A 15915-nucleotide genomic window follows, 5' to 3' on the forward strand; every position below is an offset into this window, starting at 1 on the left:
CGGTATCAGTCATCGTAGTGCACCCAATATTTGGCCGACATGAAGGACAGCGTCGTGAAAATGGCGATGATGACCACCAGCACCCAGGCAAGGGCTGATGCGTATCCGAAACGGAAGTTGGTGAAGGCTTCCTGGTAGAGGTAGAGCGTGTAGAACAGCGTCGTATCGATCGGACCACCGCTGCCGTCGCTGACGACGAAAGCCGAGGTGAAAGCCTTGAACGCGTCGATCGTCAGGATCACCGCATTGAAAAAGATCACCGGCGTCAAAAGCGGCAGCGTGATCTTGAAGAACTGGCGGGAGCGGCTTGCCCCGTCGATGCTGGCAGCCTCATACATATCCTGCGGGATCTGGCGCAGACCGGCGAGAAAGATGATCATCGACGAGCCGAACTGCCAGGCCGCGAGCAGAACCAGGGTGTAGAGCGACGTGGACGGGTTCGAGATCCAGCTCGGGCCTTCGTAGCCGAAAAGCGCCGCCAGAACCTGGTTCAGCACCCCGTCGCCGGCAAACACCTGCCGCCAGAGCACCGCGATCGCAACGCTGCCGCCGACCAGCGACGGAAGATAGAAGATCGCCCGAAAGACCGTCAGGCCGCGCAGCCCCTTGTTCAGCGCCACGGCGATCGCCAACGCGAACATCAGCTTGAGCGGAACCGACAGGAGAACGAATGTGAAAGTCACCCGCATCGCCGTCCAGAAACGGGGGTCGTCGCTGGCAATCCGCACATAGTTCTCGGCGCCGACCCAGTTGGCCGGCCCCATCAGGCCGAAGTCGGTGAGCGAGAGATAGAACGACGAAACGGCCGGTCCCAAGGTCAGCACGACAAACCCCAGCAGCCAGGGCATCAGGAAGCCGTAGCCGCCCAACTGGCTGCGCAGTCGCACGCTCAGAGGCGGCCCTGCATTCGATGCGTCCGTAATGGACATTCCCTCACCCTCCCTTATCGGCGCCGTGGACGTCACGAAGGACGCCCAGACTAGACATAAGAATGAAACCGAAAACATTCTTCGTCAAGCGAAAGTTTCGCTATTGACGAAAATTGCGTAATGAGCAAAAAGATTTCCACACTCAGGAGCACTCACATGAAAATCGAAACCAGTAGCTACTTTGCAGCCTCCGTGCCGGCAGCCGCCACCTCTCATGTTGATCGCCACCAGGCAGCGCTCGTACGCAGCATCGAAAAATTGCGCACGACCATGCCGATCATCGGCATTCGCAACCCGAAGATCGGCTTGAGCGACAATAGCTGGGCCTATTGCAGCCCCTACGACTGGGTCGTGAGCTTTCATGCCGGCCAATTATGGCTTGCCTCGCAGCTAACAGGAGATCCGACATTCCTGAACGCAGCGCGCGCCCGCCGCTCGATCTTTCGGGGCATTCTGGCGCATCGCCGCGCTCAGGACCATGATCTTGGCTTCCAGTTCTCGCTCAGCTGCGTCGCCGAATGGCTGATGACCGGCGAGAAGGAGCCGCGCGCGCTCGCTCTTGAAGCCGCCAATCTGCTGCTCGGCCGGTACCGACCGGAGGGGCGCTATCTTCAGGCGTGGAACGCGCAACCGGCGCATGGCTCCATGCGCGCAGATTTCGCCAACGGGCGGATCATCGCCGATACGATGCAGAACCTCGCCCTCCTCTACTGGGCCTACGGCGAAACCGGACGCGCCGACTTTCGCGAGGCCGCCGACGGCCATGCCGACACCACATTGAAACATCTGGTGCGCGACGACGATACCAGCTTCCACACCTTCCTGTTCGACCCGAGCACCGGCGAGGCACTGCGCGGAGAAACCCACCAGGGCCATGCCGACGGATCATGCTGGTCACGCGGCCAGGCCTGGCTGATCCACGGTTTTGCGCAATGCGCGCGCGTCACCGGCAACAGGACCTATCTGGATGCGGCCCGCAGGCTCGCCGCCAAGGCCGAGCAGCTGATGGGCAGCGACCTCGTGCCCGTGTGGGACTATGACGTCCCCAACCCGAAGAACGCGCCGCGCGACAGTTCGGCCGGCGCCATCATGGCAGCCGGCATCTACATGCTCGCCGACCAGTGCGACGTCGACGAGGCTCAAGCCTGGCGCGGGTTTGCCGACCGCTTGATCGCTGGCTTGCTCGACACCTGCGACCTGACCGAAGATCCAACGGCACTCGGCCTTCTCGCCCATGGCGCGGCCCATGTCGGATCAGGCTATTCCGACACCATGCTTCCCTATGGAGACTACTATTTCATGGAGGCCTTGATGCGGTCGCTCGGGCATACACAATTCTTCTGGTAAGCAGACAAAATGCCAGTCGCTGCGACTCCCAAAAAGCGCAGGAATCTGATGGAGTGGGTTTCCAATGACCGATGATCAACTCGCCACACTGACACTGCGCGACATCGCCGATGCAGCCGGCGTTTCGGTCGCATCCGTGTCGAAGGTGCTGAACAATCGCGGCGGCGTCAGCGGTGAGAGCCGCAAGAAGATTTTGGCTCTTGCCGAAGAACTCGGCTACCTCGGGCGCAACGCCCGATCGCTTCACAAGGCTGGCATCGGAAGCACCGCGTTGATCGTGCCGGCCGAGTACTACTCCGGGTCGCAGTTCTACGAGGATGTGATCCGCGGCGCACTGGACGAGGCAGCGGCGCATTCGCTGAAAGTCGACGTGCAGCTGCTGACGCTCGACACCAAACAGAACACCGCGGAGATCGACGAATACCTGCGTGGCGCGGAGCCGAGCACAGTCATCGCGGTCGGCCTGGACGACCGGGCCGCGATCGACCGGCTCGCCGCAAGTGGTGTGCCGACCGTTCTGATAAACGGCATGGATCGTTCGATGCGCATGGACAGTGTTCTGCCCGACAACTGGTCGGCGGGCTGGCTAGCGACGCGCCGCCTGCTGGAGGCCGGGCACCGAGACATCATGCATGTGACGCTGCCACGGCGACTGTCCATGCAGCGTCGCCTTGAAGGATTTCGCCTGGCGCTGGAGGAAGCTGGAATTGTCTTCGATCCGGACAAGCACCTCATTGATCTCGGCAAGATGGGTTTCCTGGAAACCCAGGCGCAATTGGCCACGCGCCAAGCGCTCGAGAGCGGCAGGCTGGACAAGGCAACGGCGCTTTTCTGCAGCATGGACGTGGTGGCGCTCGGCGTCATGCAGGCGCTTCAGAGCCAGGGGCTTTCGGTGCCCGACGACTATTCGATCATCGGGCTCGACGACGTAGCGATTGCCATGCACAGCCGGCCGCCGCTGACGACGATCAGCATCGATCGCATCGAGCTCGGCCGGATCGGCGTTCAACTCCTGATGAAGCGAATAGCCAACGCCGAAGAAAGCATCACGCGCGTCAACATGGGCGTCAAACTGATCGAAAGGGCGACCGTCGGTCCGCCCAGGGAACGTCCCGCCCGCTGACGACGACGAAACCTACAGGCCTTCACCGACGCCTGCTCACCCCTTGCAGACGGCATGCCACCGCCGATGTCTGACTGACCGGGCTGCCACGGCGAACGCATTGCGCTGCCTTTTTTCCTTGGCTTAGCGAGGATAATCCATGAAGAAACCGAACGTCGTCGTCATCATGGCCGACCAGCTTCGCTACGATTTCATCGGCACATCCTACATGCCGCATCTGCAGGCGCTTCTGGCCGACAGTTGCCTTTTCCCGAACGCCTATTGCGCTTCCCCGCTCTGTGTTCCCTCGCGCGGCGCGTTTTTCACCGGGCGATATCCCAATTCGACCGGTTGTCTGATCAACCCCTGGGTCGAGGTGGACAAACAGCATGGCTTCATAGGTGACGACTTCGCCAACCTGTACGGACTGCTGTCTGCCGATTGGGACGGATGGCACGCGGGAAAGCAGCATCTGATGTACCAGCCACCGCTCGAGATGCGCGAAGGCACGGCGGTCAGGTGGCATGCACTTGAAGAGAATTACGGCGCGTTTCTCGATGCGAGGGGGCACCGTCCACCTGGAGGCCAACGCTTCCGCGGCATCGTTCCGGAACTGACTTCAGGCACCGTTACCTCGGTCGGAGACTATTCGACGCCGGCGACCGGCTGCTATGAGCCGGGGTTCGACAGCTTCTTCGACGGCTATATCCTGCAATCGTCGCTCGGCGCCATCGAGAACCGCGACAGATCGCGGCCACTTTTCCTGAGCGCCATGTTCCTGGCGCCGCATCCCCCCTTCGATGTGCCCGAGCCGTGGTATTCGTTGGCGCGAGAGGTCGAGCCGCCTGACAATGTCGGCCAATGGTTCTCCGGCCAAAGTCCGCTGCAGCTCTACAATCTACCCGGCTTCCTCGGCACCCGTTACAGCCGCGACGATTGGAAAGAGATTTGGCGCGTCTATGCCGGGCTGGTGGCTCTTCTCGACCATTGCATCGGAGCGATCGTTTCCAAGCTGAAGGCTGAAGGCATTTACGACGAAACACTGATCGTGTTTACGAGCGATCATGGCGAGATGCTCGGCTCGCATCGCCTCTGGCAGAAGATGTGCATGTACGAGGAGGCGATCCGCACACCTCTCCTGTTCAAGATGCCGGCGCCCATGGCCGGCATCGGGGTCTGCGACCAAGCGGTCAGTCACATCGACGTCTTGCCAACGATTTGCGACATCGTGAACGTCGAGAAACCCAAAGACCTTCCCGGCCGCTCCCTGATGCCGTCGATCAACGCCGGGACGCCTTGCGAGCATAAGGATATCTTTGTTCAGTTCGACGGCAATGGCGCCCTGGGCAACTTCTCGCGGTGTATCATCCACCAATCGCACAAGCTCATCGTCGACATCTTCAAGGACGAGGTCTTCTTTGAGCTTTACGCGCTGGCAAGCGACCCGCAGGAAACGACCAACCTGGTCGTGGAGCGCGAAGATCTGGCCGCATACTTGTTTTCCAAACTGACCGAGCACATGCGGCTAACAGGAGACCACATCGCGCTTGGCCCTGATGCGCTCCAGCAGTTCATACTGCGCAGGAAAGCCTTGGCCTTCCCTTAAGCTCCGGTCATTACCCGCCCTACGGCTACTGGTGGACAGCTTCGAGGCCGCCACAGCGAACAAGTCGTCGCTCTGAGGTTTACCGACATCTTCGCCGATCAAGCGCACCCGATCTCATCTTGGAGATCATGCCGGCGCTGTCCGCTGGCTGAAGGTCGACCTTCGAATATGAGCATTTCGAAGAATGATCCGGCAGCTCGCCCGGGTGGCCCAGTCGCACGTCTGCGTTAAACGGAGGCGCGGAAACGCTCTATCTCTTTATTTCCAGCCTAACGTTGGTGTGCCGCTCACCGCCCGAGTTATACTTTGCCCGCTCTGATCATGGAAAAATAGTCGTCGCCGCCAACCTGCCCGCCCTTCAGCGCGATCTGCAAGCCATCCACCGCACCGCCATGAGCGATGCAAAGCGGCGAGCCCGGCGTCTGCGGCAGGGGCATCTTTAGCGTCAGTGCCAAAATGCCCATCTGACCGAGCGCGTGGCTTGACGTATCGCCGCCGGCCACCACGGCGCGCGAGATCCCGGCGCGCTGGACAAGCGCCGACTGAATTTGGCCGAGCGCGCGGCCGAGGCGATGACGAGCGCCTGTCGATGAATCGAGTTCGCCGCCCCGATCGGCAGATGGACCAAGCGCCGTGTAAAGCACGACACTGTCGCCGCCTTCCAGCACCTTGAGGCCGGCTTCGATCGCCACGGCAATTGCAGCTCCGGCCTCGTCGCCGGAAAGTGCAAGAGGATCAAGCGTGACGCCGCCAAAACCGTTTGCGAGCGCATGGCGAATTTGCCGCTCCGTGGTGGGAGAAACGCTGCCGGACACGACCGCGATGCGATCCACCGGACCGGCCTCGGCAAAGACAGGTTTGTCGCCGATCAGACCCTCGTTCCGCCATGCGGGGATCAAGGCATATTCGACACCGGAGGATCCGCAAATGAAGCCGCTTCTGGGATGCAGCGCGTTCCAGACCAAGGCACCGGCGGCGGCCTGGGTCAACGCGTCGAGCACGTCGATGAGCAGGATGTCGGCGTCTTCAAGCGCCGACCGGCCCAGCAGCGCGACATTATCGATGAGTGCCGAAGAGAGCTTTGTCTGGCGCGCGAGATGCATCAGCAGATTGGACTCGTCCATCGGCGTGACCGGATGGCGCGACATGACCGGATGACGATCGATGCGGTAGTTGCGGCCTTGATAGGCGGCGAAGAGCTCTCCGAAGGCCGTATATCGGCGGATCTGGGGCGCGCCGACGATGAGTGGCACGGTCGCTTCGCCGAAGACCGTGCGGCCGATCTCGATCGCCCGGCCGATATTGCCGACATGCGGCGCGGAATCGAAGGTCGAGCAGACCTTATAGTGGCAGAGTTCGGCGTCGAGCGTCTTCAGCCAGCCGAAGGCTTCGCGAAGGTGCACGTCCATCCACTCAGGCGTTTCGCTGCGGCTCGTGCCGGCAAGGCCGAAGGCGCGCGCGCCGTCGAAGCGCGACAACAGGTCCGCGTCCGGCACTTTCAGGAAAAGCACCGTTTCGACACCGTTCGAGGCGAGCGCCTCCATGACGTCGGTTGAGCCGGTGAAGTCGTCGCCATAATAGCTGATCAGCGGTCGTGTCATGGCTCAGGCCGCCTTGCCATCGGCAAATTTCTCGATGGATTGCGCGAGTTCCGGATGATCCTGCGCGTAAGCGTCCAGCGGCACGCCCGCGACCGCCGCCTCCCATGCCTGCTTGACCGCCTTCACGCCCGCTCCCGGCCCGCCCGGATGGCTGACGATGCCGCCGCCGCAGAGGTAGAGAAGCGCTGTCGATCCACCGGTCGCCGCGATCGTATCGGGCGCCTGCCCGCCCCACTGGCCCGAGCAGACCACCGGCAGCGCCCTGTCGTCTTCCGAAAACAACGGCGTGCTGATGGCCTTGTAGGATTGTACGAAACTTTCGTCCGGCTCCCAGTATTTCACGCGGATGCCGTTGATCTGGAATTGGTCGATGCCGAGCAGGCGCCAGAACTGCTGCCAGACGGAAAACTCGAAGCCGAGGCCGGCATGGCGCGTGAGGATATCCCAACCATTGCGGTGGGCATGCAGCACGAGGCTAGAGCGCTTGCGCAGGAAGGCGAGACCACCAAAACCGATCGAATTGATGTTGACCACGGCGCAATTGCCGCCGGCCTCAAGGACCATATCGTGGTTGCGCATCATCTCGTCGGGGTCGGCGTGACTGATGCCGAAGGCGTACATGACCTTCTTGCCGGTCTTCTGCTCGTGGGCGAGGATTTTCGGCATGATCGCCGCGACACGATCCTTCAGCGGCGAATAGGCCGGGCTCATCAGCTTCTCGTCGTCCTTGATGAAATCGACGCCCGCCTCGATCAACTCGCCGACCATATCAGCTGTTTCATGCGGCCTGAGGCCGAGCGCCGGCTTGACGATGGTGCCGATGATCGGGCGATGCTTCACACCGGTCAACGCGAAGCTTCCCGCCACGCCGAACTGCGGCCCGAGATGGGCCGCCGCAAATTCCCGCGGCAGCTTCATATCGACGATACGGATACCTGTGAGCCCTTTGATGGAAAACACGCCGCCGATGGCGATGGTCATCAGCGCGGAGAGATCCGTGCCCACCGCGTCCATCGGGAAGTCGATGTCGACATCCGCACGGTTGAACTGTTTGGCGCCACCCGCTTCGTCAGAGAAGGAGGCCTGGTGCGTGGGCGGCAGCGGACGGACGGCGACGACGCGCGCCGCCACGCGCGCCTTCAGCTCTTCCGTCTCCCCCGGCAACGCCACGAAGGTGCCTGTCGACTGGTCGCTGGCGATCTTCGACGCCATCGCTTCTACAGATCCGGGCGTCTCTATCCGATAGGTCAGACGGATCACGTTCTCTCCTCCCGCATCCCGTGCGGCACGCTTGTTAACGGCTACAAACTGGTATAATGAGTATTTATGTTATTGCAAGCCGGCTGCGGCGAAACCTGTTGCAGCATGGGAACTTGATGCATAATCAAACCTGTCGAAACCAGGTGACTCATGAACGTTGTTTCCGAACCGATCGTCCGCAAGAAACTCTCCGATGAAGTGTTTTCGCGACTGAAGCTCATGATCGAGACCGGCGAGCTGAAGGCCGGCGACGACATGCCGTCCGAACGCGAACTGATGGAACGCTACGGCGTCGGGCGCCCGGCCATCCGCGAAGCGATGCAGGCGCTCGCCGGCAAGGGCCTCGTCGAGATTTCCCAAGGCGAGCGCGCCAAAGTTTTGCGCATAACCGCGGAATCCATCTTCCGGCAGGTCGATCTGCCGGCAAAGCTGATGCTTTCCGGCTCTTCGGACTCGCTGGAACACCTCAAGAGCGCCCGCATCTTCTTCGAGCGCGGCATGGTCCGCGAGGCGGCAGCCAAGGTAAGCCCGGCACAGATCGCCGAACTGCGCGGGCTGCTCGAAAAGCAGAAACAGAGTCTCGGCGATGCGGATGCCTTCATCGATGCCGACATGGAATTCCACCACGCGATCGCCCGGATTTCGGGCAACCCGATCTTTGCGGCCGTCAGCGGCGCGATGCTGGGATGGCTGAAGTCCTACCATACGGAAATGCTCATATGGACGGGCCGCGAGGACTTCACACTTGCAGAACACGCGGAAATCATCCGCGCGATCGAAAAGGGTGACGCCGATTTTGCCGAACAGGCGATGGTAAAACACCTGGAGCGCTCCCGCGCACTCTATGCCCTCAAGAGCCAGAAGTAGTATCAACGTAGGTTGGTATAACGCTCAGATGAAGATCTCGACGCAGCCATAGGCTGGTAGAGTGACGTGCTGTCCTGACGCCAGGACTTTCTCACCGCTCGCAATTTCCACGACCTTTCGCGGCGTAGCAGTGAGCAACACTGTCTGCGGCGCAGGCGTTATGTTTGCCAGAAGCAACCGCTCCCGGGACGCCAGCCCCAGCACCGCATCCGGCCGTGAGGTCTCGACCGCGACAACCTCTTCGCCTGCGAGTGCCCCGAGACGCGCCAGCACATGTGCAAGCGGCCGCAACTCGCCTTTCGCGGTCGTCTCCCCCTCACCGGCGACAAGCCCGAAAGGGCCTGCAAGCGTCGAAAGCGTCAGGACTTCCAGTCCTGCAGAGGCCACGGTTGCGGCATAGGCCAGCGCCCAGGCGGCGCCGAAACGTCCATTGTGCCGAGGGTCGACACTGGCCATCGGGATGCGGCCGCCGGCCGGATTGTCCTTCGTGGCATTGCCATAGGGATTCTGGCGCATGGCGATGGTGGAAGGGCCGATGCGATAGGGCTTGTCGCCATAGATTGCCCGCGTGGAACGCACGACATCGCAAAGGGCCTCGAAGGTCTGCATGACGGAAAGGTCATCAGCCGCATGCACGATCGGGTTGGTGCAATGGCTGACATAGTCTATCCGATCACCGGGCACGTGCTTGCGATTGAGCTCGGTGAAATAGCTCATCATGCCGCCGCCGAGCCGAACGCCGGGAAAGGCTGCCCGCGCCGCGGCATAGACATCCGCGAGCGGCGGGCACTGCGGCCACTGACTGCCGGGCGGCGTTGACTGACGGTCCACTGACGGGCAAACGAACAGCGTATCGAGCGCCAGACCAGCCTTTTCGATGAACGTGGCGAGTTCGGCCATTTCCTCGTCAAGCGGGCGCTTGCATGGCAGGGCAAGTTCCAGTGTCACCTTGAGGCCGGACCGCTCAGCGATATCCGCGTATCCTTCCAGCGCTGCGATCCCATGTCCGGCGCCAGGATCGAAATGGGCGATCAGATGGCGCGCGTCGATCGTTTTGAGGACGGCAAGCGAGGCGAGTTCGTCGGCGAAGCATTCCGGCCGCAAGCCGACGCCGAGCTCCGGAAAGCGAAGTGCCGTCGGCGCCAGCACAAGCGTGACCAGATCCGACGCCACCGCGAATGCCGCGCCCTCTTCCGCCCGGATGCCTACGGTAATCCGCTGGCCGAACGCTTCGCCCTTCGGCACGCGGTAGGGCCAGGGTAGCGCCAGTGGCCGCACATAGGTCTTATAGGATCCGTCGGTCCAGTTGCGCTGGTCCTCCATCTCGAAGACGTCGCCACCGAACTGCGTTGTTGCCTCGATGCCCGGCGCAACGCGATGCGTGATCGCCGCGATATCCTTGAAAGGTTGCCAGGGCTCAATCTGCTCCGGCCAATGCGCCTGCTCGATACTGCCATCGCCATGCCGGACTTCCACTGGCTGGCCCGCGACGCCGACGACCGGGTGCAGCACGGCGAAGCCGGCACGGGCCGTCTCGAAGTCAGCGTCGCTGATGCAGTCTGCGGAAAAGCTCACCGTCCGCTCGGATCCGGAAATCGCGACCGCGCAATCGAGATTGGCGCCCGAAGGCGCGGTGAAGCGGGCGCTGTAAGTGACGGAGAAACCCTGTTCTTTCTCTTCGACGGCAAGGGCACTGATCATGGCATTGCAGGTGCCCCAATCCCCGTCGCGCACCAGGAAGGCGATCGCGCGCAACACCTCATAGCCGCGGAACCGAAGGCTGCGAAGATTACCGTCCTGAAGCGCCACGCTCAAATCGCCGGCGATGAGCGTGCGGCTTTCGGGCTCACGCTCCCGGGTCCCGTAGAGCAGCAGCGCGTCTTTGTTCATCCCAGCAGATCCACAAGCGAAACGGTCTCGCCGCGCCTGGCGCTAAGATAGGCGGCTTCGACAAGGGCGAAGGTTTGCAGATTGTCGCGGCCGGAGGTGTCCGGTTCCTGCCGCGCGGCCAGCCGCTCGACCCAGTGCTTCTGGATCAGCGCCACGCTCTCCTGAATGTTGTGCCATGGCCGCGAGGCCCAGGGGAGCAGCTTCGGCGCGACGAGGCTTTCCGTCGTGCCCTCTGGCCCATGGACGGTGAGCTTGTAGTCCTTGCCGAGACGGAGCGTGCCCGTGCTGCCGTCGATCTCGACGAAGGTCTGCGGGAACGGTTCTTCCGGTAGCTTGCTCGCATAGCTGACATCGACGATCGAGGTGATGCCGTTGTCGTGGCCGAGCAGCATGGTCGCCACATCCTCACCGGCAATGTCAGGATTGATGCGCGCCGTGCGGGCAGTCATTCGGTGCGCATCACCGAAGAGAAAACGGGCGATGTCGAGCGAATGGATGCCGAGGTCCTCGATGATGAAGCGCTTGCCCTTGGCGAGATAGGGTTGGCCTGAAAAGACATCGAAGCCGGAACGGAAGGAGATGCGGCCCCAGAAGGGCGTGCCGATCGTGCCACGGTCCAAAACCGCCTTCACTGCGAGGATCGGCGTTTGCCAGCGGAAGTTCTCATGGATCATCAGCGGAATGCCAGCCCCGTCGGCAGCAACCACCATGGCCTTGGCATCCTCAAGGGTCGGCGCGAACGGCTTCTGGCAGATCGCTGGCACCTTATGGCTGGCGGCAAGCTCCACCAGTGCCCGATGGCTGCCGACCGTCGTGGCGATATCGACGAAATCGAAGCCGCCATCGGCAAACGTCGCCTCTGCCGACTGGTAGCGCCGCGCGACGCCGAACTGGTCGCCGACGATACGCAACCGCTCCGGATCGCGGTCGCAGATCGCCACGATCTCCACATTGGCAATATCCTGCCAGCCATGCATCTGGTTGACGGCGAAGAAACCGCAGCCGATCAGCGCGCCCTTGATCTTGGCCATGCTCAGCCTGCCTTTGCCATCTGCATCAGGGCCACGCGCTGCTGCAGGCGGCGCTGTGCCTGGTCCACCACCACGGCGACAATGATCACCAGGCCCTTGATCACCATCTGCCAGAACGAACTCACGCCCATCATCACCAACCCGTCCGACAGAATGCCGATCACGAAGGCGCCGATGATCGTTCCACCGATCGTGCCGCGCCCACCGGACATGGATGTACCACCGAGAACTGCCGCTGCAATAGCGTTGAGCTCGAGATTGGTGCCGGTCGCGGGATGCGAGGCCATCAGTTCCGAGGAGATGACGAGGCCGACGATCGCCGCGCAGAAACCGGAGAACATGTAGACGAACATCTTGACGCGGTTGACACGGATGCCCGACATGCGGGAGGCGCGCTCATTGCCGCCGACGGCGAAGATGTGCCGGCCGAGCGGCACGAAGCGGGCGAAGTAGGCCGCACCCAACGCCACGACGATGAGGATCCAGACGGAGACCGGAAGGCCGAGGATCGAGCCGGAGCCGAGATAGCTGAAGCCCTGGTTGCCGAGGTCTTCCCGCCCGTTGAGATTGGGCAGGGTCTGGCCATCGGAATAGAGCAGCGCCATGCCGCGTGCGACATAGAGTGTGCCGAGCGTCGCAATGAAGGGCGCAACGTTCAGCCGTGTGATCAGCAGACCGTTGACCGCACCGATGAGGATGCCGACTGCCATCACGATGATCGCGACCTCGACGATATTGAAATAGACCGTGTAGCCGAGCGGCAGCGCCACGCCGTACATGATCAACCCGCCCGCAATCATGCCGCAGAGCCCGACGATCGAGCCGACGGACAGGTCGATGCCACCGGTGATGATGACAAAGGTCATGCCGATGGCGAGAAAGGCGTTCTGCGTCGCGTGCTTCGACATCAGGATCATGTTCGCGGTCGACAGAAAATTCGGCGCGAAGATCGAGAAGAAGATGATCACCGCGAAGAGCGCGATGAACGTCCTCAGCTTCATGAGCGTGAGCAGGGCCGCCCCAGTGGAGAGGCTGTTGCCAGCGGCGGCAGTTTGCGTTGCTGTCGTCATCACGCATGCATCCTTTTGGTTTTATGTCCCTCTGCGGAGGCCGAGATGACCATCTCCTCAGTGGCATCCTTGCGGTCGACCACCGTAACCAGGCGGCCGTTGCTCATCACCGCGATGCGATCGGAAAGGGCCATGACCTCTTCCAGGTCGGAGGTGGAGAACAGGATGGCGAGCCCCTCGCCCGCCAGGCGCCGCATGGTGCGGAAAACGTCCGCCTTGGCGCCGACATCGATGCCGCGGCTCGGCTCGTCCATCAGCAGCACTTTCGGCCCGGTCATCAGCGCCTTGCCGATGACGACCTTCTGCTGATTGCCGCCCGACATCGAGGTGACGTCGAAGTCCGGGTTCTTCGCCTTGATCGAAAGATTGCGGATCGCGTCCAGGATCGCCTTCTTCTCAAGCTTGAGATCGATGTGGAAGCCACCCTTCAGGAACTGGCCGAGGCTTGCCATGGAAAGGTTGTCAGCAATCGACATGGACTGCACGAGGCCCTCGCGTTGGCGGTCTTCCGGGATCAGCGCCAGGCCCTCGCGGATGCGGCGGGTCGTGTCACGCCCCTTCAGCTCCTCGCCCTCGACGAAGATTTTCCCCGTATAGTGCTCGTGGCGGCCCATGATGCATTCGAAAAGCTCGGAGCGCCCAGCGCCCATGAGACCGTAGATCCCCAGGATCTCGCCCTTGCGAACGCCGATCGACACATGGTCAACGGCATAGCCGCCCTGCGCGCGCGGCAGGCAGATGTTTTCGGTGCGAAAGACCTCTTCGCCCGGCTCGTGCTCGACCTGCTTGGCAAAATCCTTGGCATCCGATCCGATCATCGAGCGCACGATCCAGCGCGTATCGATGTCCTTGACCATGGCATGGCCAGTGATCTCGCCGTCCTTCAGCACCGTGATGTAGTCGCCGATGCGCATCAGCTCTTCCAGCCGGTGCGAGATGTAGACGATCGCAACACCGCGCGCTTTCAGGTCCGCAATCACGCGGAAGAGTACGTCGACTTCGGCGGCGCTGAGCGCCGAGGTGGGCTCGTCCATGATAAGGATGCGGGTGTCGAGCGATACGGCGCGAGCGATCTCGACGAGCTGTTGCTGGCCGATCGGCAGGTCTTCTGCAAGCGTTTCGGCGGAGATGCCTGCTTCCAGGCGATTGAGGAATTCGTTGGCTTTTTCCACCTGCGCCTTGTGGTCGATGCCGCGGGGGCCACGTGTGATCTCGCGGGTGGCAAAGATGTTCTCGGCAACCGAGAGATTGCCGAAGAGGTTCAGTTCCTGGAAGACGATACCGATGCCGTGGCGCACCGCGTCGGCGGGACTGTTCAGGTGGATGCGTTCGCCATCCATCCAGATCTCGCCGAGCGTCGGGCGCTCCACGCCGGCGATGATGCGCATCATCGTCGACTTGCCGGCACCATTTTCGCCGACGAGCACATTCACGGCACCGCGGCGAAGCTTCAGGTCCGCCTTCTTCAGCGCCACGATACCGGAATAGGCCTTGGTGATGTCCTTCAGTTCGAGAATGACGTCGCCGTCGTCGAGATTGGCCATCGTCAACCTCCCACGGTGATGGTGGCAGGCACGAATTGCGGCAACTGACCCTTGGCCGGCAACGGATAGGCGCCGGTCGCTTTGAGCGTCTTGCCGGTGAGCCCCTCGCGCGAAAGCTTTTCAAGCAAGGCGCGGTTCACGTGGGTGTTGAAGGCCTTTCCGTACTGCGCCCATTCGATCTGGTTCTTGAACTCGTTGAAGTTCACGAATTTCAGGCTGTCGCGCAACGCCGTGCCGCGGATGGCCGGGCCGATCGAGACGCGCACGTCCGCCTTCGTGTCGCCGTCCACGTCCACATCAACGTAGGCCGCGCGTGATTTCGTCTCCTCAGCGACGATCACGCCGTCGACCTTGGCGGCAAAGGTCCATGGCGCGTTGCCCTGCTTTTCCTTGTGGCCGTATTTTTCCGCCGCCGCGTCCAGATTGTTTGCGGCAAGAGCGGTGACATCCTTGAACGCGCCTGCACGCTCGACGAGATAGGGTACGACCTTCGCGTCCCAAATGTCGGCGACCAGCCTGTCGGGATTGAAGGCGCCTGCCGCCGCTTGCTTCTGTTCGTCCTCGGTCTTGACGAATTTGCAGCCGCTAAGCGCAAGCGCGCCGGCAAGCATGAGTGTACAGGCAGCCTGAAACCTCAGCATTCCCATTCTCCGTCATAAACAGCAAACGCGAGGCAGGGTTTTCCCCTGCCTCGCGCCATTGCGAGAGGATTATTCGGAGAGCGCGAAGGTTTCGAGCTTGCCGGCGTTGTCCGCTGTGATCAGCACGCAGTCCATCAGCTGCTTTTCTTCGGCCGGCGCCTTGCCGGTCGTGATGTACTCATGCGCCTGGGTAACGGCGAGCTGGGCCTGGGCATAGGCCGGCTGCATGACAGTTGCCTTGATGCCGCCCGCCTTGATCGAGTCGCGCACATCGTTCGACCCGTCGAAACCGACGACGATAACGTCCTTGCGACCGGCAGCCTGCAGAGCCGCGATCGCGCCCATTGCCATCGTGTCGTTGCCGGCGATCACGCCCTGGATGTCCGGATTGGCCTGAAGGATGGTCTCCATCTTGGAGTAGCCTTCGGTCTGGCTCCAGTTGGCCGACTGCTGGGCGACCATCTTCATGTCCGTATATTCGTCCATGACGTCGTGATAGCCCTTGGAGCGGATGCCGGCATTGAGGTCGGCTTCGCGGCCGAGCAGCTCGACATAGTTACCCTTCTCGCCCATCAGCTTGACGAACTCTTCGGCACCAAGCTGCGCGCCCTGGTAGTTGTTCGAGACGATCTGGGAAACAGCGACGCCCGTGGCGTTGATTTCACGGTCGATCAGGAAGGAGGGGATGCCCGCATCCTTGGCCTTCTTTACGGCGGCGATCGAGGCTTCCGAGCCGGCATTGTCGAGGATGATCGCCTTGGCGCCGCGGCCGATTGCCGTATCGATGAGTTGCGACTGCTTGTTGGCGTCGTCGTCATGAACGAGAACCAGTGTCTCGTAGCCGAGCTCCTTGGCCTTGGCTTCCGCGCCTACGGCTTCCGCCTTGAAGAACGGGTTGTCGTGGCTCGGCGTGATGATCGCGATGAGATCGGCAGCAAACGACGGCATGGCAACGCCAGCCGCCATGACGGCAGCAAAACCGATAGTGATCAGTCTACGGGTAATGTTCATGTTTCTCCTCCCAGTT

At 61.9% G+C, this 15915-nt stretch carries 13 protein-coding genes; 4 read left to right on the forward strand and 9 right to left on the reverse strand.

Annotation, left to right across the window (positions count from 1 at the left end):
- Window positions 1-5: 5 nt before the first annotated feature.
- Window positions 6-848, reverse strand: a complete 843-nt coding sequence (locus BKP54_RS00775; RefSeq protein WP_225906239.1) for a sugar ABC transporter permease — start codon at window positions 846-848, stop codon at window positions 6-8.
- A 237-nt stretch (window positions 849-1085) separates the two neighbouring features.
- Here BKP54_RS00775 and BKP54_RS00780 point away from each other — a divergent pair, with 237 nt between their 5' ends.
- From BKP54_RS00780 to BKP54_RS00790, 3 genes are all read left to right on the forward strand, one after another.
- The gene (locus tag BKP54_RS00780; protein WP_057207188.1) at window positions 1086-2276 is read left to right on the forward strand and encodes a glycoside hydrolase family 88 protein; all 1191 of its coding nucleotides are present in this window, start codon (window positions 1086-1088) and stop codon (window positions 2274-2276) included.
- Between the two features lie 64 nt (window positions 2277-2340).
- Complete coding sequence (locus BKP54_RS00785) at window positions 2341-3399, forward strand: LacI family DNA-binding transcriptional regulator (RefSeq protein ID WP_057220055.1); 1059 nt, start codon at window positions 2341-2343, stop codon at window positions 3397-3399.
- A 139-nt stretch (window positions 3400-3538) separates the two neighbouring features.
- Window positions 3539-4984, forward strand: a complete 1446-nt coding sequence (locus tag BKP54_RS00790; RefSeq protein ID WP_057220056.1) for a sulfatase-like hydrolase/transferase — start codon at window positions 3539-3541, stop codon at window positions 4982-4984.
- 299 nt (window positions 4985-5283) lie between these two features.
- Here BKP54_RS00790 and BKP54_RS00795 read toward each other — a convergent pair whose 3' ends face one another.
- Together BKP54_RS00795 and oiaX are read right to left on the reverse strand one after the other, a co-directional pair.
- Window positions 5284-6585 (reverse strand): four-carbon acid sugar kinase family protein, encoded by a 1302-nt coding sequence (locus BKP54_RS00795; protein WP_057216967.1) that lies wholly within the window; start codon window positions 6583-6585, stop codon window positions 5284-5286.
- A 3-nt stretch (window positions 6586-6588) separates the two neighbouring features.
- Window positions 6589-7845: a 3-oxo-isoapionate-4-phosphate decarboxylase OiaX gene (gene oiaX, locus BKP54_RS00800; protein ID WP_057216965.1), complete on the reverse strand. Its 1257-nt coding sequence runs from the start codon at window positions 7843-7845 to the stop codon at window positions 6589-6591.
- Window positions 7846-7995: 150 nt separating this feature from the next.
- On the opposite strand from oiaX, the gene BKP54_RS00805 reads away from it, so the two are divergent.
- Complete coding sequence (locus BKP54_RS00805) at window positions 7996-8712, forward strand: transcriptional regulator NanR (RefSeq protein ID WP_057220057.1); 717 nt, start codon at window positions 7996-7998, stop codon at window positions 8710-8712.
- Window positions 8713-8736: 24 nt separating this feature from the next.
- On the opposite strand, the gene BKP54_RS00810 is transcribed toward BKP54_RS00805, so the two are convergent.
- The 6 genes from BKP54_RS00810 to BKP54_RS00835 form a co-directional block, all read right to left on the reverse strand.
- The gene (locus tag BKP54_RS00810) at window positions 8737-10602 is read right to left on the reverse strand and encodes a hypothetical protein (protein ID WP_084814012.1); all 1866 of its coding nucleotides are present in this window, start codon (window positions 10600-10602) and stop codon (window positions 8737-8739) included.
- On the reverse strand, window positions 10599-11633 hold the full coding sequence (locus BKP54_RS00815) for a Gfo/Idh/MocA family oxidoreductase (RefSeq protein ID WP_057220058.1): 1035 nt from the start codon (window positions 11631-11633) through the stop codon (window positions 10599-10601). The genes BKP54_RS00810 and BKP54_RS00815 overlap by 4 nt, the downstream gene beginning before the upstream one ends.
- A 2-nt stretch (window positions 11634-11635) precedes the next feature.
- Window positions 11636-12703: an ABC transporter permease gene (locus BKP54_RS00820; protein WP_025430261.1), complete on the reverse strand. Its 1068-nt coding sequence runs from the start codon at window positions 12701-12703 to the stop codon at window positions 11636-11638.
- Window positions 12703-14247 carry a sugar ABC transporter ATP-binding protein gene (locus BKP54_RS00825; protein ID WP_128090340.1) on the reverse strand — a complete coding sequence of 515 codons (1545 nt, stop codon included), beginning with the start codon at window positions 14245-14247 and terminating at the stop codon, window positions 12703-12705. Before BKP54_RS00825 ends, BKP54_RS00820 begins: the two co-directional genes overlap by 1 nt.
- 2 nt (window positions 14248-14249) lie before the next feature.
- Entirely contained in the window at window positions 14250-14888 is a 639-nt protein-coding gene (locus tag BKP54_RS00830) for a DUF2291 family protein (protein WP_057220061.1), read from the reverse strand.
- A 69-nt stretch (window positions 14889-14957) separates the two neighbouring features.
- Window positions 14958-15899 (reverse strand): D-ribose ABC transporter substrate-binding protein, encoded by a 942-nt coding sequence (locus tag BKP54_RS00835; protein ID WP_025430264.1) that lies wholly within the window; start codon window positions 15897-15899, stop codon window positions 14958-14960.
- Between the last annotated feature and the right edge of the window lie 16 nt (window positions 15900-15915).

The organism is Ensifer sp. 1H6, from assembly GCF_001976035.1.
Lineage (GTDB): Bacteria > Pseudomonadota > Alphaproteobacteria > Rhizobiales > Rhizobiaceae > Ensifer > Ensifer canadensis.

Excerpts from the sequence above, each read along its gene's own strand:
- BKP54_RS00830 (WP_057220061.1), bottom strand. The coding sequence starts at position 14,888 with ATGCTGAGGTTTCAGGCTGCCTGTACACTCATGCTTGCCGGCGCGCTT.
- BKP54_RS00775 (WP_225906239.1), bottom strand. The coding sequence starts at position 848 with ATGCCCTGGCTGCTGGGGTTTGTCGTGCTGACCTTGGGACCGGCCGTT.
- BKP54_RS00805 (WP_057220057.1), top strand. The coding sequence starts at position 7,996 with ATGAACGTTGTTTCCGAACCGATCGTCCGCAAGAAACTCTCCGATGAA.
- BKP54_RS00835 (WP_025430264.1), bottom strand. The coding sequence starts at position 15,899 with ATGAACATTACCCGTAGACTGATCACTATCGGTTTTGCTGCCGTCATG.
- BKP54_RS00790 (WP_057220056.1), top strand. The coding sequence starts at position 3,539 with ATGAAGAAACCGAACGTCGTCGTCATCATGGCCGACCAGCTTCGCTAC.
- BKP54_RS00810 (WP_084814012.1), bottom strand. The coding sequence starts at position 10,602 with ATGAACAAAGACGCGCTGCTGCTCTACGGGACCCGGGAGCGTGAGCCC.
- BKP54_RS00795 (WP_057216967.1), bottom strand. The coding sequence starts at position 6,585 with ATGACACGACCGCTGATCAGCTATTATGGCGACGACTTCACCGGCTCA.
- BKP54_RS00815 (WP_057220058.1), bottom strand. The coding sequence starts at position 11,633 with ATGGCCAAGATCAAGGGCGCGCTGATCGGCTGCGGTTTCTTCGCCGTC.
- BKP54_RS00825 (WP_128090340.1), bottom strand. The coding sequence starts at position 14,247 with ATGGCCAATCTCGACGACGGCGACGTCATTCTCGAACTGAAGGACATC.
- BKP54_RS00780 (WP_057207188.1), top strand. The coding sequence starts at position 1,086 with ATGAAAATCGAAACCAGTAGCTACTTTGCAGCCTCCGTGCCGGCAGCC.
- BKP54_RS00820 (WP_025430261.1), bottom strand. The coding sequence starts at position 12,703 with ATGACGACAGCAACGCAAACTGCCGCCGCTGGCAACAGCCTCTCCACT.
- BKP54_RS00785 (WP_057220055.1), top strand. The coding sequence starts at position 2,341 with ATGACCGATGATCAACTCGCCACACTGACACTGCGCGACATCGCCGAT.